At 69.0% G+C, this 19861-nt stretch carries 16 protein-coding genes and 1 tRNA gene; 11 read left to right on the top strand and 6 right to left on the bottom strand.

The window, feature by feature from the left end; genetic code table 11:
* Positions 1 to 24: 24 nt before the first annotated feature.
* Positions 25 to 2745 carry a DNA polymerase I gene (gene polA / locus ACZ49B_RS28450; RefSeq protein ID WP_468311325.1) on the bottom strand — a complete coding sequence of 907 codons (2721 nt, stop codon included), beginning with the start codon at positions 2743 to 2745 and terminating at the stop codon, positions 25 to 27.
* A gap of 133 nt (positions 2746 to 2878) precedes the next feature.
* Here polA and ACZ49B_RS28445 point away from each other — a divergent pair, with 133 nt between their 5' ends.
* The 8 genes from ACZ49B_RS28445 to ACZ49B_RS28410 all read left to right on the top strand — a co-directional run bounded on the left by ACZ49B_RS28445 (position 2879) and on the right by ACZ49B_RS28410 (position 12560).
* Positions 2879 to 5149, top strand: coding sequence for an FdhF/YdeP family oxidoreductase (locus ACZ49B_RS28445; protein WP_468311323.1), 2271 nt, complete (start codon positions 2879 to 2881; stop codon positions 5147 to 5149).
* Positions 5150 to 5203: 54 nt separating this feature from the next.
* Entirely contained in the window at positions 5204 to 5674 is a 471-nt protein-coding gene (locus ACZ49B_RS28440; RefSeq protein WP_468311321.1) for a PaaI family thioesterase, read from the top strand.
* Positions 5675 to 5839: 165 nt separating this feature from the next.
* Complete coding sequence (locus tag ACZ49B_RS28435; RefSeq protein WP_468311319.1) at positions 5840 to 6241, top strand: hypothetical protein; 402 nt, start codon at positions 5840 to 5842, stop codon at positions 6239 to 6241.
* A 541-nt stretch (positions 6242 to 6782) separates the two neighbouring features.
* Entirely contained in the window at positions 6783 to 8018 is a 1236-nt protein-coding gene (locus ACZ49B_RS28430; protein WP_468311317.1) for a branched-chain amino acid ABC transporter substrate-binding protein, read from the top strand.
* A gap of 111 nt (positions 8019 to 8129) precedes the next feature.
* Entirely contained in the window at positions 8130 to 9062 is a 933-nt protein-coding gene (locus ACZ49B_RS28425; RefSeq protein WP_030292127.1) for a branched-chain amino acid ABC transporter permease, read from the top strand.
* Between the two features lie 5 nt (positions 9063 to 9067).
* Positions 9068 to 10792: a branched-chain amino acid ABC transporter permease gene (locus ACZ49B_RS28420; protein WP_468311315.1), complete on the top strand. Its 1725-nt coding sequence runs from the start codon at positions 9068 to 9070 to the stop codon at positions 10790 to 10792.
* A gap of 5 nt (positions 10793 to 10797) precedes the next feature.
* Positions 10798 to 11847, top strand: a complete 1050-nt coding sequence (locus tag ACZ49B_RS28415; protein WP_468311313.1) for an ABC transporter ATP-binding protein — start codon at positions 10798 to 10800, stop codon at positions 11845 to 11847.
* Positions 11844 to 12560, top strand: coding sequence for an ABC transporter ATP-binding protein (locus ACZ49B_RS28410; protein ID WP_468311311.1), 717 nt, complete (start codon positions 11844 to 11846; stop codon positions 12558 to 12560). Before ACZ49B_RS28415 ends, ACZ49B_RS28410 begins: the two co-directional genes overlap by 4 nt.
* A 59-nt stretch (positions 12561 to 12619) precedes the next feature.
* On the opposite strand, the gene ACZ49B_RS28405 is transcribed toward ACZ49B_RS28410, so the two are convergent.
* The gene (locus tag ACZ49B_RS28405) at positions 12620 to 13270 is read right to left on the bottom strand and encodes an ANTAR domain-containing response regulator (protein WP_468311309.1); all 651 of its coding nucleotides are present in this window, start codon (positions 13268 to 13270) and stop codon (positions 12620 to 12622) included.
* A gap of 99 nt (positions 13271 to 13369) precedes the next feature.
* Between ACZ49B_RS28405 and ACZ49B_RS28400 the strand changes: the two genes are divergently transcribed.
* Positions 13370 to 13444 (top strand) — tRNA-Leu (locus ACZ49B_RS28400).
* 109 nt (positions 13445 to 13553) lie between these two features.
* Positions 13554 to 14303 carry a transcriptional regulator gene (locus ACZ49B_RS28395; RefSeq protein ID WP_468311307.1) on the top strand — a complete coding sequence of 250 codons (750 nt, stop codon included), beginning with the start codon at positions 13554 to 13556 and terminating at the stop codon, positions 14301 to 14303.
* Positions 14304 to 14315: 12 nt separating this feature from the next.
* On the opposite strand, the gene ACZ49B_RS28390 is transcribed toward ACZ49B_RS28395, so the two are convergent.
* The 4 genes from ACZ49B_RS28390 to ACZ49B_RS28375 form a co-directional block, all read right to left on the bottom strand.
* On the bottom strand, positions 14316 to 14750 hold the full coding sequence (locus tag ACZ49B_RS28390) for an ester cyclase (protein ID WP_468311305.1): 435 nt from the start codon (positions 14748 to 14750) through the stop codon (positions 14316 to 14318).
* A gap of 248 nt (positions 14751 to 14998) precedes the next feature.
* Positions 14999 to 16426 (bottom strand): pyruvate kinase, encoded by a 1428-nt coding sequence (gene pyk, locus ACZ49B_RS28385; RefSeq protein ID WP_468311303.1) that lies wholly within the window; start codon positions 16424 to 16426, stop codon positions 14999 to 15001.
* Between the two features lie 148 nt (positions 16427 to 16574).
* Complete coding sequence (locus ACZ49B_RS28380; RefSeq protein ID WP_468311301.1) at positions 16575 to 17093, bottom strand: GNAT family N-acetyltransferase; 519 nt, start codon at positions 17091 to 17093, stop codon at positions 16575 to 16577.
* Positions 17090 to 17791, bottom strand: a complete 702-nt coding sequence (locus ACZ49B_RS28375; RefSeq protein ID WP_468311299.1) for an SIMPL domain-containing protein — start codon at positions 17789 to 17791, stop codon at positions 17090 to 17092. The genes ACZ49B_RS28380 and ACZ49B_RS28375 overlap by 4 nt, the downstream gene beginning before the upstream one ends.
* A 147-nt stretch (positions 17792 to 17938) precedes the next feature.
* Between ACZ49B_RS28375 and ACZ49B_RS28370 the strand changes: the two genes are divergently transcribed.
* Positions 17939 to 19765 carry a bifunctional metallophosphatase/5'-nucleotidase gene (locus ACZ49B_RS28370; RefSeq protein WP_468311297.1) on the top strand — a complete coding sequence of 609 codons (1827 nt, stop codon included), beginning with the start codon at positions 17939 to 17941 and terminating at the stop codon, positions 19763 to 19765.
* Positions 19766 to 19861 lie beyond the last annotated feature (96 nt).

Raw genomic sequence — 19861 nt, 5'->3', positions numbered from 1 at the left:
GGGACGGGCGTCCGGCGTACCTGCTCAGTGCGCGGCGGACTCCCAGTCGGTGCCGACGCCCACGGACACGTCCAGCGGGGCGCGGAGCTCGACGGCGGCGGCCATCTCGCGGCGCACCAGCTCCTCGACCTTCTTCCGCTCGCCGGGGGCGATCTCCAGCACGATTTCGTCGTGGACCTGGAGCAGCATCCGCGACTTCAGACCCGCCTCGGTGATCGCCCGGTCCACGCGCAGCATGGCGACCTTGACGATGTCGGCGGCGGTGCCCTGGATCGGGGCGTTCAGCGCCATCCGCTCGGCGGCCTCGCGGCGCATGCGGTTGTCGCTGTTGAGGTCGGGCAGGTAGCGGCGGCGTCCGAAGACCGTCGCCGTGTACCCGGTGGCCCGGGCCTCCTCGACCACACGGCCCAGGTAGTCCCGGACCCCGCCGAACCGCTCGAAGAAGGTCTCCATCAGGCCGCGCGCCTCGGCGGGCTCGATGTTCAGCTGCTGCGAGAGGCCGAAGGCCGACAGCCCGTACGCCAGGCCGTAGGACATCGCCTTGATCTTGCGGCGCATCTCGGCGTCGACCCCGGAGCGCTCCACGCCGAACACCTGGGAGGCGACCGTGGTGTGCAGGTCCTCGCCGGACAGGAACGCCTCGATCAGGCCCTCGTCCTCGGAGAGGTGGGCCATGACGCGCAGCTCGATCTGGCTGTAGTCGGCCGTCATGAGGGATTCGAAGCCCTCGCCGACGACGAAGCCGCGGCGGATGGCGCGGCCCTCGTCGGTGCGCACCGGCACGTTCTGCAGGTTGGGGTCGGTGGAGGACAGGCGTCCGGTCGCGGCGACGGTCTGGCTGAAGCTGGTGTGCACCCTGCCGTCGGCGGCGATCGTCTTGACGAGGCCCTCGACGGTGACGCGCAGCTTGGCCTGCTCCCGGTGGCGGAGCATGATCACCGGCAGTTCGTGGTCGGTCTGCGTGGCCAGCCAGGCCAGCGCGTCCGCGTCCGTGGTGTAGCCGGTCTTGGTCTTCTTCGTCTTCGGCAGGTCCAGCTCGCCGAAGAAGACCTCCTGGAGCTGCTTGGGCGAGCCGAGGTTGAACTCGTGCCCGACCGCCGCGTGCGCCTCCTTTATGGCCTGCTGCACGGCGCCGGCGAACTGCTGCTCCATGGCCTCCAGGTGGTCGCGGTCGGCGGCGATGCCGGAGCGCTCCATCCGGGCCAGCAGCTCCGAGGTCGGCAGCTCCATGTCGTGGAGCAGCTCGGCGGCGCCGACCTCGGCGAGCTTGCCGGTGAACGCGTCGCCGAGGTCGAGGACGGCGCGGGCCTGCGCCATCAGGGCCTCCGCCTCGGCGGTCTCGTCGGCGCCGAAGGCCAGCTGGCCGTCGGCCGCGGCGGGCTGGAGCTCGCGGTGCAGGTATTCGTTGGACAGCACGTCCAGGGCGAAGGAGCGGCGGCCCGGCTTGACCAGGTACGCGGCGAGCGCGGTGTCCATGGTGACGCCGGCCAGGCTCCAGCCGTGCTCGGGGAAGACCCGCATCAGGCCCTTGGCGTTGTGCACCACCTTGGGGCGCGCCGGGTCGGCGGCCCAGGCGGCGAAGGCCTGCTCGTCGGCCTCGTCCAGCTCGGACGGCTCGAACCAGGCGGCGGCCCCGCCGGCCGCGGCCAGCGCGATCTCGCTGACGTTGCCCTGACCCAGCGCCCAGCTGTCCACGGTGGAGATGCCCAGCGGCCCGCCCGCGTGGCTCGCCAGCCACGGCGCCAGCTCGCCCGCGCCCAGCACGCTCGCGTCCAGCTCCACGCCGGCGGCCGGAGCCGGGGCCTCCTCCTCGGCCGCGCCCGGGTCCACCGCGAGCAGCCGCTCGCGCAGCGAGGCGTTGCGGATCTCCAGCACGTCCAGCACGCCGGTGACGGCGGAGCGGTCGTACGGGAGGCGCGCCAGGTCGGCCGCGGCCTTGGGCAGCTCGACGTCCTTGACCATCTCGGTCAGGACCCGGTTCAGCTTCACGGCCTCCAGGTGGTCGCGCAGGTTCTGCCCGACCTTGCCCTTGACCTCCTCGACCCGGTCCACCAGCTCCGCGAACGACCCGAACTGGGTGATCCACTTCGCGGCCGTCTTCTCACCGACGCCCGGGATGCCGGGCAGGTTGTCGGACGGGTCGCCGCGCAGCGCCGCGAAGTCCGGGTACTGCTGCGGGGTGAGCCCGTACTTCTCCTCGACCTTCTCCGGGGTGAACCGGGTCAGCTCGGAGACGCCCTTGGTCGGGTACAGCACGGTGGTGTGCTCGGAGACGAGCTGGAAGGAGTCCCGGTCGCCGGTGACGATCAGCACCTCGAAGCCGAGGGCCTCCGCCTGCGTCGCCAGCGTGGCGATCACGTCGTCGGCCTCGAAGCCGTCGATCGCGAACCGCGGCACGTTCATCGCGTCCAGGAGCTCGCCGATCAGCTCGACCTGCCCCTTGAACTCGTCGGGGGTCTTGGAGCGGTTCGCCTTGTACTCGGGGAACTCCGTCGAGCGCCACGTCTTGCGCGAGACGTCGAACGCCACCGCGAAATGCGTGGGCGCCTCGTCGCGCAGCGTGTTCGCCAGCATCGACGCGAAGCCGTAGATGGCGTTCGTCGGCTGGCCGGTCGCGGTCGTGAAGTTCTCCGCGGGCAGCGCGAAGAACGCCCGGTACGCCAGGGAGTGCCCGTCCATGAGCATCAGGCGGGGGCGGTCCGCTGCGGTCGTCTGGTCGGTCTTCTTCGATGCGTTCTCTGCCACGCACCCGATCCTAGGCGGCCCCGCTGACATTTCCGGCGTCGGCGATGTCCGCAGGGCGTGACAGGATCGGACGTCTACGCGAATACGCGCAGCGGCCGACGCTGCGATGCTCGACTGCTCAAAGGGGAGCGACATGGCCACCAAGCCGCCCGCAGGTGATCCCGTACAGGACGCGCCGCAGGTCGCGCCCCCCCAGCACGCGGCGGCGGGCCTGCCCGCGATCGGGCACACCCTGCGGATCGCCCAGCAGCAGATGGGCGTGGCCCGCACCGCGCGCACCCTGCTCAAGGTCAACCAGAAGAACGGTTTCGACTGCCCGGGTTGCGCCTGGCCCGAGGGAGACAAGCGGCACACCGCCGAGTTCTGCGAGAACGGCGCCAAGGCCGTCGCCGAGGAGGCCACGCTGCGCCGGGTCACCCCGGACTTCTTCGCGGAGCACCCCCTGGCCGACCTCGCCGGCCGCTCCGGGTACTGGCTGGGCCAGCAGGGCCGCATCACCGAGCCGATGTACCTGCCCGAAGGCGGCGACCGGTACGAGGCGGTCCCGTGGGAGCGGGCCTTCGAGATCATCGCCGAGGAGCTGACGGCCCTCGGCTCCCCCGACGAGGCCCTCTTCTACACCTCGGGCCGCACCAGCAACGAGGCCGCGTTCCTCTTCCAGCTGTTCGCCCGCGAGTTCGGCACCAACAACCTGCCCGACTGCTCCAACATGTGCCACGAGTCCTCGGGCTCCGCACTGAACGAGACCATCGGCATCGGCAAGGGCAGCGTCTCCCTCGAGGACCTCCACCAGGCCGACCTGATCATCGTCGCCGGGCAGAACCCGGGCACCAACCACCCGCGCATGCTCTCCGCCCTGGAGAAGGCCAAGACCTCCGGCGCGAAGATCATCTCGGTGAACCCGCTGCCCGAGGCGGGCATGGAGCGGTTCAAGAACCCGCAGACCCCGGTCGGCATGCTCAAGGGCACCGCCCTCAACGACCTCTTCCTGCAGATCCGCATCGGCGGCGACCAGGCCCTCTTCCGACTCCTCAACAAACTCGTCATCGAGACGGACGGAGCCACCGACGAGGCGTTCATCCGCGAGCACACCCACGGTTACGAGGAGCTCGCGGCCGCGGCCGCGGAGGCCGACTGGGCCGAGACCCTCACCGCCACCGGCCTGACCCGCCCCGAGATCGAGCAGGCGCTGGCCATGATCCTGGCCTCGAAGCGCACCATCGTCTGCTGGGCCATGGGCCTCACCCAGCACAAGCACGCCGTCGCCACCATCCGCGAGGTCGTCAACCTCCTCCTGCTGCGCGGCAACATCGGCCGCCCCGGCGCCGGCGTCTGCCCCGTCCGCGGCCACTCCAACGTCCAGGGCGACCGCACCATGGGCATCTTCGAGCGCCCCGCACCCGCCTTCCTCGACGCCCTCGACAAGGAATTCGGCATCGTCTCGCCGCGCGGCCACGGCTACGACGTGGTCCGCTCCATCCAGGCCCTGCGCGACGGCAAGGCCAAGGTCCTCTTCGCGATGGGCGGCAACTTCGTCGGCGCCACCCCCGACACCGACGTCACCGAGGCCGCGATCCGCCGCGCCTCCCTGACCGTCCACGTCTCCACCAAGCTCAACCGCTCCCACGCGGTCACCGGCCGGCGCGCCCTGATCCTGCCCACCCTCGGCCGCACCGACAAGGACGTGCAGGCCGGCGGCAAGCAGTTCGTCACCGTCGAGGACTCCATGGGCATGGTCCACGCCTCCCGCGGCAACCTCACCCCCGCCTCCCCGCACCTGCTCTCCGAGCCCGCGATCGTCGCCCGCATGGCCCGCGCCGTCCTCGGCGCCGCCTCCGCCACCCCGTGGGAGGACTTCGAGCGCGACTACGCGGCCATCCGCGACCGGATCTCCCGCGTGATCCCCGGCTTCGAGGACTTCAACGCCCGCGCGGCCCGCCCCGAGGGCTTCCGGCTCCCGCACGCCCCGCGCGACGAGCGCCGCTTCCCCACCCAGACCGGCAAGGCCAACTTCACCGCCGCGCCCGTCGAGTACCCGAAGATCCCCGAGGGCCGGCTGCTCCTGCAGACCCTGCGCAGCCACGACCAGTACAACACCACCATCTACGGCCTCGACGACCGCTACCGCGGGATCACCGGCGGGCGCCGCGTCGTCCTGGTCAACCCCGAGGACGCGGCGGAGCTCGGGCTCGCGGACGGCTCGTACACCGACCTGGTCAGCGAATGGAAGGACGGCGTCGAGCGGCGCGCGCCCGGCTTCCGCGTCGTGCACTACCCGACCGCCCGCGGCTGCGCGGCCGCGTACTACCCCGAGACCAACGTGCTGGTCCCGCTCGACTCCACCGCGGACACCAGCAACACCCCTGCGAGCAAGTCCGTCGTCGTGCGCTTCGAACCGGCCTGATAGAACGACCTCAGGACAAGATGGTTAACGATCGTTGACGAACGGAGCCCGCCCATGGGTGAGCAGCACGCTGTGAAGTTCCCGCAGGAGGTCCTCGACGAGTACTCGGCCCTGGGCATCGACCTGCCCGCGCTGTTCTCGGCGGGCGACCTCGGCGAGCGGATGGACATCCGCATCCTCGAGGCCTCGGCCGAGCGGGTCGTCGGCACCATGCCGGTCAAGGGCAACACCCAGCCGTACGGACTGTTGCACGGCGGGGCCTCCGCCGTCCTGGCCGAGACCCTCGGCTCCGTCGGCGCAATGATGCACGGCGGCATCACCAAGGTCGCCGTCGGCGTGGACCTGAACTGCACCCACCACCGGGGCGTCCGCTCCGGCACGGTCACCGGCGTCGCCACCCCCGTGCACCGCGGCCGCTCCACCACCACCTTCGACATCGTGATCAGCGACGAGGAGGGCCGGCGGGTGTGCAGCGCCCGCCTGACCTGCCTGCTGCGCGACGCGGGCCCCGCCGCCGGGGCCTGAGCCGCCCGCCCACGAGCCCCGCAGGCCCGGATCTCGCCCCTCCGGGGGCCGGATCCGGGCCTGCGGCGCATACGGCCGACCCGTAAACCGCCCGGAATCCGCCAGTCCGGGCAGATTGCGGTGACCCCTGTTGTGTCACCTATGGTGACGGCCTACCTTCCCCTCATGGGGACTCCGCCGCCCACCACACGCCGTCGCGCGGCCGCCGCCCTCCTCGCGGCGCTCGCCCTGTCCGGATGCTCCACTTCCGCCCCTTCCGCGCCACCCCGGACCCCAACTCCCGCCCCCAGCCCCTCCTCCCCCGCACAGGTCTGCACAAGTCTGGTGTCCTACTGGGCCAAGGAGACCCTCAAGGGCACCTACTGGTCCGGTCTCGACTGGGAGCAGAAGGGCCTCTCCAACGAGCAGTACGAGATCCAAGAGGAAGCGGTCGAAGCGGGCCGCGCCGAGGAGCGAACTGCGGGGCAGGACAAGGCACTTGAGCTGATCGACCAGCTCGTGGCGCGGCGCTGCGCGGAGCGGAACGGCGCGACGTGGAGCTCGGAGAACTGGCGACCCCCCTCCTGACCGGGGTGACCGGATTCAAGTACACGCTGTCCGCGTTCCGGGCACGCGGCACCTCGACGCCGAACCGCAGGTCGCGGGCCCTTCGCGCGCCCGAACAAGATCCATCTGCCCGGAGTGGATCAAGGCATTCCATTACGCTCCGTAATGCCCACGCCTTACGGAATCGCCCTTTTCCCCTGCCAAATGCCACTCGACGGATACCTGCGGACACGCGCAGCGACATTCGGCGGAATTTGATCTATGACAGGACCATGAAGGCCTCAAGCCCCTTAGGTAAACAGGGAATTCTCAACATGTGGTCACCCCTCCACGTCACCAAAAGTCCGTTTTGTCCACACTCCCGCCGCACATTCTTGGCCTTGGCATAACAAGAGCGTCACATCCTCCTTTCCCCGCTCCCCGCGCTCGCCACCTCGGCCTAGAGTCACGGCCAGTCACCGCGCCACCGAGCGCAACCCAGCACGGCCGTGGACCTCCCAGTGCGGCCCGGCGACCAAACGGCACCTCAAATGAGGGGGCCGCGCCAGGGAAAGGAAGAATCGTGCGACACCGTTCTTTGCTCGTCCTCACCACCGTGATCACCACGGGAGCACTGACCCTCACCGCCTGCGGCTCGCGCGATGAGGGCAAGACCGGCGGGGACAAGTCCGGCGGCAAGACCGTCGTCGTCATCGGCGTGGACGCCCCCCTCACCGGCTCGCTCTCCGCCCTCGGCCAGGGCATCAAGAACTCCGTCGACCTCGCGGCCAAGACGGCCAACAAGAACAACGAGGTTCCGGGCATCGAGTTCAAGGTCGAGGCCCTCGACGACCAGGCCGTCCCGGCCTCCGGCCAGGCCAACGCCACCAAGCTCGTCGGCAACAAGGACGTCGTGGGCGTCGTCGGCCCCCTGAACTCCGGCGTCGCACAGCAGATGCAGGGCGTGTTCGCCTCCGCCAACCTGGCGCAGGTCTCCCCCGCCAACACCAACCCCGCGCTCAGCCAGGGCGACAACTGGGGCAAGGGCGAGTTCAAGCGCCCCTTCAAGACCTACTTCCGCACCGCCGCCACCGACGTGGTCCAGGGCAAGTTCGCCGCCCAGTACCTCTTCAAGGACGCCGGCAAGAAGAAGGTCTTCGTCGTCGACGACAAGCAGACCTACGGCGCCGGCCTCGCCGCGATCTTCTCCGACGAGTTCAAGAAGCTCGGCGGCGAGGTCGTCGGCACCGACCACGTCACCGTGAAGGAGACCGACTTCTCCTCCACCGCCGACAAGGTCAAGTCCTCCGGCGCCGACTCCGTCTACTTCGGCGGCCAGTACCCCGAGGGCGGCCTCCTCGCCGACCAGATCAAGAAGGCCGGAGCCAACATCCCGCTCATGGGCGGCGACGGCATCCAGGACCCCGCCTTCATCACCGCCTCCGGCGAGGCCAACGAGGGCGACCTCTCCACCTCCATCGGCTACCCGGTCGAGAAGCTGCCCACCGCCAAGACCTTCATCGCCGACTACCAGGCCGGCGGCTACAAGGACCCCTACGCGGCCTACGGCGGCTACTCCTACGACGCCGGCTGGTCCGTCGTCCAGGCCGTCAAGGCCGTCGTCGCCGCCAACGGCGGCAAGCTCCCCACCGACGCCCGCGCCAAGGTCGTCGAGGCCCTCGCCAAGGTGTCCTTCGAAGGCGTGACCGGCAAGGTCGCCTTCGACGAGTACGGCGACACCACCAACAAGCAGCTCACGGTCTACAAGGTCGAGGGCGGCAAGTGGATCGACGTCAAGAGCGACACGTTCAACCAGTAATCCCGTAGGACCCCGCATCACCAGCCGCACCTGAACCAAAACCCACCGCGCGAGGGCGCAACAGCGCCCTCGCGCGGAGTCTTATCCGACACGCTCATCGGAGGCCCTGCGGTGCACGAACTGCCGCAACAGCTGGCCAACGGCCTTGCCCTCGGTGCCCTTTATGGCCTCATAGCCATCGGGTACACCATGGTCTACGGCATCGTCCAGCTCATCAACTTCGCCCACGGCGAGATCTTCATGATCGGCGGCTTCGGCGCGCTCACCGCCTACGCCATCCTCCCGACCGGCACCTCCCTGCTGATCGCGATACCCGTCATGATCATCGGAGGCTCCCTCGTCTCCGTCCTCGTCGCCATGGGAGCCGAACGCTTCGCGTACCGTCCCCTGCGCAGCGCTCCCCGGCTCGCACCACTCATCACCGCAATCGGCCTCTCGATCGCGCTCCAGCAGCTCGTCTGGCAGTTCTACCCGGACGCCAAGAAGGCCGTCAGCTTCCCCGAGTTCAAGGGCGAAGCCTTCAAGATCACCGACAGCCTGGCCATCCAGCGCGCGGACGCCTTCGTCCTCATCCTCGCCCCGCTCTGCATGCTCGCCCTCGGCGTCTTCGTCCAGAAGAGCCGCAGCGGCCGCGCCATGCAGGCCACCGCGCAGGACCCCGACACCGCGAAGCTGATGGGCATCAACACCGACCGCATCATCGTCATGGCCTTCGCCATCGGTGCCGCGTTCGCCGCCGTCGCCGCCGTCGCCTACGGCCTCGACAAGGGCCAGATCAACTTCGAGATGGGCTTCATCCTCGGCCTCAAGGCCTTCACCGCAGCCGTCCTCGGCGGCATCGGCAACATCTACGGAGCCATGGTCGGCGGCGTCGTCCTCGGCCTCGCCGAAGCCCTGTCGATCGCCTACATCGAAGACATCCCCGGCATGTCGCAGCTCGGCGGTGGAGCCTGGTCCAACGTCTGGGCGTTCGTACTCCTCATCGTCGTCCTCCTCGTGCGGCCACAAGGCCTGCTCGGTGAGCGCGTCGCGGATCGGGCGTGAGAACCATGACCAACGAAGCAACCCTCCCGCTCGACGCCGAAGCCACCGGTGCCGTCTCCCGCACCGCACTGCTCTACGCGGTCATCGGCGGCAGCCTGCTGACCGTCGTCAGCGCCTTCCTCGCCTGGACCTGGACCTCCGAGTTCCCCGGTGACCTCACCTACTACGGCAGCCCGGCCCCCATCCAGTTCCTGAGCCTCGTCGGCGCACTCCTCACCGCCGCCCACGCGCTCTCCGCGCTCGGCGTCAAGGGCCTGCGCTGGCTCACCCCCACCGGCGCCCGCAAGCCCGTGTGGATCCTCTCGCTCGGCACCCTCGCCGGCACCTGGTTCACCGTCATCGCCATCGCCTGGGTCCTCGGCGGATTCGTCCACCTGGAGCCCGGCGCCTACCTCGCCCTCATCGGCTCGCTCGTACCGGCCCTCGCCGCGTACAAGCTCCCCGACGACAGCCACAAGGCGGCCGCCGCCAAGAAGCTGCCCTCCTGGGGCGAGATCCTCATCATCATCGGCGCCTTCGCCGTCGGCCTCTACGTCGTCACCTTCGGCATCGACACCGACGACAAGGAACCGCAGCTCTTCGTCACCTACCTGATCATCGTCGGCTTCGCGGCCTTCGCCCTGCTCAAGTCCGGTCTCTTCGACCGACTCGGCCTGCTCACCGCGAAGAACCGCCAGGTCACCCTCATCGGTACCGCGGCCGCCGCGATCACCTTCCCGTTCATCCAGCAGAGCGGCGACACCTACACGCTCATCGCGGTCAACATCCTGATCTTCGCGACCGTCGCCCTCGGCCTCAACGTCGTCGTCGGCCTCGCCGGCCTCCTCGACCTCGGTTACGTCGCCTTCCTCGGCGTCGGCGCCTACGCCGCCGCCCTGGTCTCCGGAAGCACCGCCTCCGCCTTCGGCTTCCAGCTCCCCTTCTGGGCAGCGGTCATCGTCGGCGCCCTCGCCTCGCTCATCTTCGGCGTGATCATCGGAGCACCCACCCTCCGCCTGCGCGGCGACTACCTCGCCATCGTCACCCTCGGCTTCGGAGAAATCTTCCGCATCGCCATGGGCAACCTCGACGGCACCTCCGGCCCCGACATCACCAACGGCCCCAACGGCATCCCCAACATCCCCCACCTCGAACTCTTCGGGTGGAACTTCGGGGAGTCGCACACCGTCGGCGGCATCGTCCTCGGCGCCTACGCCAACTACTACTTCCTGATGCTGCTCGTGATGGCACTCGTCATCCTGGTCTTCGCCCGAGCCGGCAACAGCCGCATCGGCCGCGCCTGGGTCGCCATCCGCGAAGACGAGACCGCCGCCGAAGCCATGGGCATCAACGGCTTCAAGGTCAAGCTCATCGCCTTCGCCCTCGGCGCCACCCTCGCCGGCCTCGCCGGCACCGTCCAGGCACACGTCAACAGCACGGTCGTCCCCGAGAACTACGTCTTCGCCGGGCCCGTCCCGCCGAACTCCGCGTTCCTCCTCGCCGCCGTCATCCTCGGCGGCATGGGCACCATCCGCGGCCCCATCCTCGGCGCCGCACTGCTCTTCCTGATCCCGGCGAAGCTGGCCTTCCTCCAGGACTACCAGCTCCTCGCCTTCGGCATCGCCCTCATCCTGCTCATGCGCTTCCGCCCCGAAGGCCTCATCGCCAACAAGCGCGCGCAGCTCGAGTACCACGACGACACCGCTGACCAGGCCCCCACGGACCTGGCCACCGCCAAGGCGGGGGCGTGAACACCATGACCACCACAGACACCACCACGACGACCACCGTCCTCGATGCCAGCGGCGTCACCATGCGCTTCGGCGGCCTCACCGCCGTCAAGGGCGTCGACCTCAAGGTCAACGCGGGCGAGATCGTCGGCCTCATCGGCCCCAACGGCGCCGGCAAGACCACCTTCTTCAACTGCCTCACCGGGCTGTACGTCCCCACCGAGGGAACCGTCAGCTACAAGGGCACGGTCCTGCCGCCCAAGCCCCACCTGGTCACCAGCGCCGGCATCGCCCGCACCTTCCAGAACATCCGGCTCTTCCACAACATGACGGTGCTGGAGAACGTCCTCGTCGGACGCCACACCCGCACCAAGGAAGGCCTCTGGTCCGCCCTCCTGCGCGGCCCCGGCTTCAAGAAGGCCGAAGCCGCCAGCGAGGCCCGGGCGATGGAACTCCTGGAGTTCATCGGCCTGGAGAAGAAGGCCCAGCACCTCGCCAAGAACCTCCCCTACGGCGAGCAGCGCAAGCTGGAGATCGCCCGCGCCCTCGCCAGCGACCCCGGCCTCATCCTCCTGGACGAGCCGACCGCCGGCATGAACCCGCAGGAAACCCGCGCGGCCGAAGAACTCATCTTCGCCATCCGGGACATGGGCATCGCCGTACTCGTCATCGAGCACGACATGCGCTTCATCTTCAACCTCTGCGACCGCGTCGCCTGCCTCGTCCAGGGCGAGAAGCTCATCGAAGGCACCGCAGCCGAGGTCCAGGGCGACGAGCGCGTCATCGCCGCCTACCTCGGCGAGCCCTTCGAGGGCGACCCGGGCGCGGCCGAGGCCGCAGCGGTCGAAGCCGCCGAGGCGAACGCGGCGGCCGAGGCCGAAGCCGAGGCGCCGGCAGCGGCCGAAGCCGAGGCGCCGGCAGCGGCCGAGGCAGAGGCGCCGGCAGAAGCCGACGCGGACGCCGAAGCCGAGGCGGACGCCGACGCGCCCGCTGACGCGGAGCCGGACGCCGACGCCGAAGCGGACAGCACCACCGGCACCACCAGCACCACCAGCACGGACGGAGACGCCAAGTGACCGCACTGCTCGAGGTCCAAGACCTCAAGGTCGCCTACGGCAAGATCGAAGCCGTCAAGGGCATCTCCTTCGAGGTCAACGAAGGCGAAATCGTCTGCCTCGTCGGCACCAACGGCGCCGGCAAGACGACCACCCTCCGCACCCTCTCCGGACTCCTCAAGCCCGCCAGCGGCACCATCACCTTCGACGGCAAGCCGCTCGCACAGGTCCCCGCCCACAAGATCGTCTCCCTGGGCCTCGCCCACTCCCCCGAGGGACGCCACATCTTCCCCCGGCTGACGATCGCCGAAAACCTCCAACTCGGCGCCTTCCTGCGCACCGACAAGGAGGGCATCGAGAAGGACGTCCAGCGCGCCTACGAGATGTTCCCCATCCTGGGCGAACGCCGCAAGCAGGCCGCCGGCACCCTCTCGGGCGGCGAGCAGCAGATGCTCGCCATGGGCCGGGCCCTCATGTCCCAGCCCAAGCTGCTCATGCTGGACGAGCCCTCCATGGGCCTCTCCCCCCTCATGATGCAGAAGATCATGGCGACCATCGCCGAACTCAAGGCCGCGGGCACCACCATCCTGCTCGTCGAGCAGAACGCCCAGGCCGCCCTCTCGCTGGCCGACCAGGCCCACGTGATGGAGATCGGCAAGATCGTGCTCTCCGGCTCCGGCCAGGAGCTCCTCCACAACGAGGACGTCCGCAAGGCGTACCTCGGCGAGGACTAAGGATCCGCTCAAGCCTGAGGCCCGCCACCGTCCACGGTGGCGGGCCTCACGCGTACCCGCTACTGCGCGGCGTTCTTCTTCTCCTCGGCGTCCTCGATGACCGCCTCCGCGACCTGCTGCATGGACATGCGACGGTCCATGGAGGTCTTCTGGATCCACCGGAACGCGGCGGGCTCGGACAGCCCGTACTGCGTCTGCAGAATGCTCTTCGCCCGGTCCACGAGCTTGCGGGTCTCGAGCCGCAGCGAGAGGTCCGCGACCTCCTTCTCCAGCGCCCGCAGCTCCGCGAAACGCGACACCGCCATCTCGATGGCCGGCACCACGTCGCTCTTGCTGAACGGCTTCACCAGGTACGCCATGGCCCCGGCGTCCCGCGCCCGCTCGACCAGGTCGCGCTGCGAGAACGCGGTCAGCATGAGTACGGGCGCGATGGACTCCTCCGCGATCTTCTCGGCCGCGGAGATCCCGTCCAGGACCGGCATCTTCACGTCGAGGATCACCAGGTCGGGGCGGTGCTCCCGGGCCAGTTCGACGGCGGTCTGCCCGTCCCCGGCCTCGCCGACCACGGAGTAGCCCTCCTCCTCGAGCATCTCCTTCAGGTCGAGACGGATGAGCGCCTCGTCCTCGGCGATGACGACGCGGGTCGTCAGCGGCGGAACGTGCGGCTGGTCGGCGTCGGGCGTGGGCGTCGACTCGTGCTCGGCGGTCACGATGGCTCCTCGGTGCGGGGCATAACAAGCTCCCCCGAGCCTACCTAGCTGCGGTATGGTGGACTCGCAGCGGGTCGGGGTTAACCTTCGATTCGTTGGGCCCCGGTAGCCCAATTGGCAGCAGGCGATGGATTCAAAACCCATTCAGTGTCGGTTCGAGTCCGACCCGGGGCACTTTCCTTCTTTTCCAAGGTCACGCGATAATCGCGTGACCTTCACTCGTTTCAGCGAAGCCTTCCAAAATGCGCCACGTGAGCGAATAGCGTGCGGCAGCGTCGGCCACATGTACGACTTGGCTACCCGCATGCACACGCTCGACTTGCTCGCCGACGGGCGCAGTATGAACTCCGTCAGCAAGGAAACGGGGATATCCCGCTCCGCGATCCGGGCGTGGCAGTCCCGCCTGGAGCCCCTCCCCCGCCTGCTCCCTCAGGCCCTCCCATGCGCAGCACCCACCGACAGGGCCTCGTACGCGTACCTGTTGGGCCTCTATCTCGGTGACGGCTGCATCAGCTCGCACCCCCGCGGCGGGCACCTCCTCCGGATCGCCTGCGCCGACGCGTGGCCGGGGCTCATCGAGCAATGCCGCGCGGCGATCACGGCCGTGCGGCCCGACGACAAGGTCTACGTGCTGCAGCGTCAGGGCTGCGTCGCCGTCACCAGCTACGGGCGGCACTGGACCTGTATGTTCCCGCAGCACGGGCCGGGCAGGAAACACGAGCGGCGGATCGTGCTCGAGCGGTGGCAACAGGAGATCGTCGATGCCCACCCCTGGGAGTTCATCCGGGGGCTCATCCACTCCGATGGGTGCCGGATCACCAACTGGACCGTCCGGAACGGCAAGCGGTACGAGTATCCGAGGTACTTCTTCACCAACAGGTCCGACGACATCCGTCGGCTCTGCACGGACACCCTCGCCAAGGTCGGCGTCGAGTGGACCATCCTGGCCAGGGGCAGCGACCCCCTCAACGTCTCCGTCGCCCGCAAGGCCTCCGTGGCCCTCATGGATGCCCACATCGGGCCCAAGTACTAGGTCGGGCCTGGGCTATTGCGGTGCCGCGCCGGGCGGGGGGATGACACCGAGCTGTTGCAGGAAGCCGAGCTCGTCCTTGTTCGACCATTTCTCGGCGAGCTTGCCGTCCTCGATGCGGTGAATCACCGTCGCGGTCATCGTGAGCTGCGCGCCGGTGGCGGGGATGCCGGGGAGGTCTCCCTCGTGGACTCCGCGGGCCGTCATCCGGGTCACGACCTTGTCGCCCTCCGCGATCTGGTCCTCGATCTCGTGCGTCCCGGGTGTGGCTTCCCAGAACAGACGGAACGCCTTCTTGAGCCCCTCACGCCCGCCTGCGAAACCCGGAAACGGTGGCGGTGAGTGGTCCTTGTAGTCCTCGGCGACGAGATCGTCCATGGCATCCACGTTGCCCGCGTCGATCTCCCGATAGAAGCGGCGGACCAGCTTCTTGTTCTCCTCGGTGGACATGGGGACCTCTCTGCGCGTTCATTCACCTCGCCGGAGCGGCACATACGGCTCGCATCGTCGCCCGCCGGCTCCCGTGGCCGGCCGATCGGCACGCCAGAACGGGGTGGATGTTCACCCAGAGGCAGCCATGCGGGTGGCTCGGCCCGACGGCGGTGGCGGGGGCGGGCGTTTCCCTGATGCGGCGCCGGCCGGCCGGTGGCCGCGTCGGGCGGGACGGGGCCCGACGCGGTGGGTGGTGCGGAGGGGGGTCAGCGTACGGGGTCGCCGATGTGGTGGACGCGGACCAGGTTGGTGGATCCGGTGACTCCGGGGGGTGAGCCGGCGGTGATGACGACGATGTCGCCGGGTACGCAGCGGCCGATGCGCAGGAGTTCTTCTTCGACTTGGGCGACCATGGCGTCGGTGGAGTCGACGTGGGGGCCGAGGAAGGTTTCGACGCCCCAGGTGAGGTTGAGCTGGGAGCGGGTGGCGGGGTCGGGGGTGAAGGCGAGGAGGGGGATGGGTGAGCGGTAGCGGGAGAGTCGGCGGACGGTGTCGCCGCTCTGGGTGAAGGCGATGAGGAATTTGGCGCCGAGGAAGTCGCCCATTTCGGCGGCTGCGCGGGCGACGGCTCCGCCTTGGGTGCGGGGCTTGCTGCGGTCGGTGAGTGGGGGGAGGCCCTTGGCGAGGATGTCTTCTTCGGCGGCTTCGACGATGCGGGACATCGTCTTGACGGTCTCGACGGGGTATTTGCCGACGCTGGTCTCGCCGCTGAGCATGACGGCGTCGGTGCCGTCGATGACGGCGTTGGCGACGTCGGAGGCTTCGGCGCGGGTGGGGCGGGAGTTGTCGATCATCGAGTCGAGCATCTGGGTGGCGACGATGACGGGTTTGGCGTTGCGCTTGGCGAGTTTGACGGCGCGCTTTTGGACGATGGGGACTTGTTCGAGGGGCATTTCGACGCCGAGGTCGCCGCGGGCGACCATGATGGCGTCGAATGCGGCGACGATGTCGTCGATGTTTTCGACGGCTTGGGGTTTTTCGATTTTGGCGATGACGGGGAGGCGGCGGCCTTCTTCGTCCATGATGCGGTGGACGTCTTCGATGTCGCGGCCGCTGCGGACGAAGGAGAGGGCGATGACGTCGGCGCCGGTGCGCAGGGCCCAGCGGAGGTCGTCGATGTCCTTCTCGCTGAGGGCGGGGACGGAGACGGCGACTCCGGGGAGGTTGAGTCCCTTGTGGTCGGAGACCATGCCGCCTTCGATGACGAGGGTCTGGACGCGGGGGCCGTCGACGCCGGTGACTTCGAGGGTGACGCGGCCGTCGTCGACGAGGATGCGTTCGCCGGTGGTGACGTCGGTGGCGAGGCCTTTGTAGGTGGTGCCGCAGGTGTGGCGGTCGCCTTCGTGGTCTTCGACGGTGATGGTGAATTCGTCGCCGCGTTCAAGGAGTACGGGGCCTTCGGCGAATCGGCCGAGGCGGATCTTCGGTCCTTGAAGGTCGGCGAGGATGCCGACGCTGCGGCCGGTTTCGTCGGAGGCTTTGCGTACGCGCTGGTAGCGCTCCTCGTGTTCGGCGTAGGTGCCGTGGCTGAGGTTGAGGCGGGCGATGTCCATTCCGGCTTCGACCAGGGCTTTGATCTGGTCGTATGAGTCGGTGGCGGGGCCCAGGGTACATACGATTTTTGCTCGGCGCATGGGGCGAGCGTATGCCCCTACCAGGCGGTAGGAAATTGGTTCCGGGTGTCCGCTCAACAACCTTTGGGCAAAAGCTTGTTGACAATTGTTGAATGTGCGTGGGGGTGCTCTGATGAGCACCCCCGTGGGGTGTGGTGCGTACGCGTTTTCAACCGTTCTCGGGGGCGAGCGGGCGTTCGTGGCGGATGCCGGGGCGGCCGTCGACGGTGGTGGTCTCGATCTGGGTGAATCCGTTGTGCCGGAGCACGGTCAGGGACGCCGGGTTGTCGAGGGTGGTGAGGGCGGTGAGGCGGGAGAGCCCGTACGTGTTCTTCGCGAGGCGGCAGATTTCGGCGACGGCGGCGGTGGCCAGGCCGCGGCCGGCGGCGTGTTCGCCGATGCGGTAGCCGAGCTCGGCGCTGCCGTCTTCGATGTCGACGAGGTTGACGCGGCCTGCCAGGGTCCCGTGGCGGGTGACGAGGACGTGGAACCGGGACAGGCCGGTGTCCTGCTCGGCGAGCAGGGCGCGGTGGCGGGCGGCGAATTCGGTGAAGTACGCGTCGCCGCGGTCGGGGATGCTGCGTGCGAAGTAGGCCCGGTTGTGCCGTTCGAAGTCGAGGAGGGCGGGGGCGTGGTCGGCGCGGAGGCGTTCCAGGGTCCATTCGCCTGTCGGGGCGGCGGTGTTCACAGCTGGGGAGGGGTCATGGTGAAGCGGGCGTTGACCTGGGCGTAGACGGTCTGGCGTTGGGGTTCGAGGTCGAGGGGCGGGGCGGTTTCTTCGGAGGCGCTGAAGGCCATGGTGCGCATGCCGGTGCCCGGGGCGGCTGGTTGGAAGGGGAGGGCGTTTTCGGCGCCGAGGTCGGCGAGTTCGACGAGGGCGGCGAGGTCGGCGCCGAGGGCGTGGGCGTATTCGCGGGCGCGTTGGACGGCTTCGAGTACGGCTTGGCGGCGGGCTTCGCCGTGGGCGGGTGAGGTGGGGCGCAGGGCCCACCAGGGACCGTCGACGCTGGTGAGTTCGAGGTCGGCGAGGCGGGTGGTGAGTTCGCCGAGGGCGGTGAAGTCGGCGAGTTCGGCGGTGATGTGGACGCGGCCGTGGTAGGCGCGGATGCGTTCGGCGCGGCCGTGGCGGGTGAGTTCGGGGTTGATGGAGAAGGCGCCGGTTTCGAGTTTTTCGACGGGGTCGCCGTAGCTTTTGACGAGGTCGAGGACGGTGTTGTTGCGGCGGGTGAGGTCTTCGAGTGCGGTGCGTCGGTCGGTGCCGCGGGCGGTGACGGTGATGCCGATGCGGGCGATTTCGGGGTCGACTTCGAGGCGGGCTTCGCCGCGGACGGCGACGCGGGGGACTTCGGGGGTTCCGTAGGGCTGGTGCGGTGCGTCCTGGGTCATGGTTTCCACTGTCGCACTGTCGGCCGGGTGGGTCGGTGGTCATCGGATCGAAACCTGGTGGGGGTGTTGCTGGTTGTTACCGATCGGTCAGAATCTACGCGCGTTGTTCACGCTTCGAGATGGGTTCGCCTCACAAGGGGAGATGGCATGGCGTTCGACCGTAGGACGTTTCTGGGTACTTCGGCTGCGACGGGTGCGGCTGTTGCGTTGGCGGGGGCTGCGGGCGCTCCGGCCGCCGCGGCGGAGGTGGCTCCCGGGGCCGCCGGGGGCGGCGCCGGGGGCGCCGGGAAGGCGCGTACGTACTCGTTCACGGTGATGGGGACGACGGACCTGCACGGGAACGTCTTCAACTGGGACTACTTCACGGACAAGGAGTTCGACGACAAGGCGCACAACGACGTCGGCCTGGCGAAGATCTCGACGCTCGTGAACCGGGTGCGGGCGGAGAAGGGGCGCTGCAACACGCTGCTGATCGACGCGGGTGACACGATCCAGGGCACGCAGCTGTCGTACTACTACGCGAAGGTGGATCCGATCACCGCGCGGCGCGGTCCGGTGCATCCGATGGCGCAGGCGATGAACGCGATCGGCTACGACGCGGCGGCGCTGGGGAACCACGAGTTCAATTACGGCATTCCGGTGCTGCGCAAGTTCGAGGAGCAGTGCGACTTCCCGCTGCTGGGCGCGAACGCGCTGGATGCGAAGACGTTGCGGCCCGCGTTCGCGCCGTACAGCATGCACCGGCTGCGCACCCCGCACGGGCGGGACGTGAAGGTGGCGGTGCTGGGGCTGACGAACCCGGGGATCGCGATCTGGGACAAGGCGAACGTGCAGGGGAAGATGACGTTCCCGGGGCTGGAGGAGCAGGCGGCGAAGTACGTGCCGAAGCTCCGTTCGATGGGTGCGGACGTGGTGATCGTGTCCGCGCATTCGGGTTCGAGCGGTACGTCCTCGTACGGTGACCAGTTGCCGTACGTCGAGAACGCGGCGGGTCTGGTGGCGGAGCAGGTGCCGGGGATCGACGCGATCCTGGTGGGGCACGCGCACACGGAGATCCCGGAGTACCGGGTGAAGAACAAGGCGACCGGCAAGGACGTGGTGCTGTCGGAGCCGCTGAAGTGGGGGCAGCGTCTGACGCTGTTCGACTTCGAGCTGACGTGGTCGAAGGGCTGCTGGTCGGTGGCGAAGGTGTCGGCGCAGGTGCTGAACTCGAACACGGTCGCCGAGGACCCGGAGATCACCGGGCTGCTGTCGGACGAGCACCGCAAGGTCGTGGCGTACGTGAACCAGGTGATCGGTACGTCCACGCAGGCGATGTCTTCGGCGGAGGGGCCGGTCAAGGACGTCGCGATCATAGATCTGATCAACCATGTGCAGGCGGACACGGTGAAGGGGGCGCTGGCGGGTACGCAGTGGGCGGCGCTGCCGGTGCTGTCGCAGGCGTCGTGTTTCTCGCGTACGGCGTCGATTCCGGCCGGGCAGGTGACGATCAAGGATGCGGCGGGGCTGTACCCGTTCGAGAACACGATGGAGGCGCGGCTGCTGACGGGTGCGCAGCTGAAGGACTATCTGGAGTACTCGGCGCGGTACTACGTGCAGACGGCGCCGGGTGCTCCGGTGGACCCGGCGAAGCTGACGAACTCGGAGAGCGTCCCGGACTACAACTACGACGCGGTGTACGGGCTGGCGTACGACATCGACATCGCGCAGCCGGTGGGTTCGCGGATCTCGGGGTTGTCGTTCCAGGGGAAGGCGGTGGATCCGGCTGCGGAGTTCGTGCTGGCGGTGAACAACTACCGGGCGTCGGGTGGCGGGAACTTCCCGCACGTGCCGCAGGCGAAGCAGCTGTGGGCGAATTCGGAGGAGATCCGTAACACGATCATCCAGTGGGTGAAGGCGAAGGGGACGATCGACCCGGCGCAGTTCGCGTCGGTGGACTGGCGGCTGACCCGGGCCGGGGTTGCGGTGTTCTAGGCGGGGCGGGGGGGGGGGGGGGGGGGGGGGGGGGGGGGGGGGGGGGGGGGGGGGGGGGGGGGGGGGGGGGGGGGGGGGGGGGGGGGGGGGGGGGGG

The sequence above is a fragment of the Streptomyces sp. NPDC031132 genome, from assembly GCF_055570595.1.
This window is presented reverse-complemented; position numbering and strand designations above follow the sequence as displayed.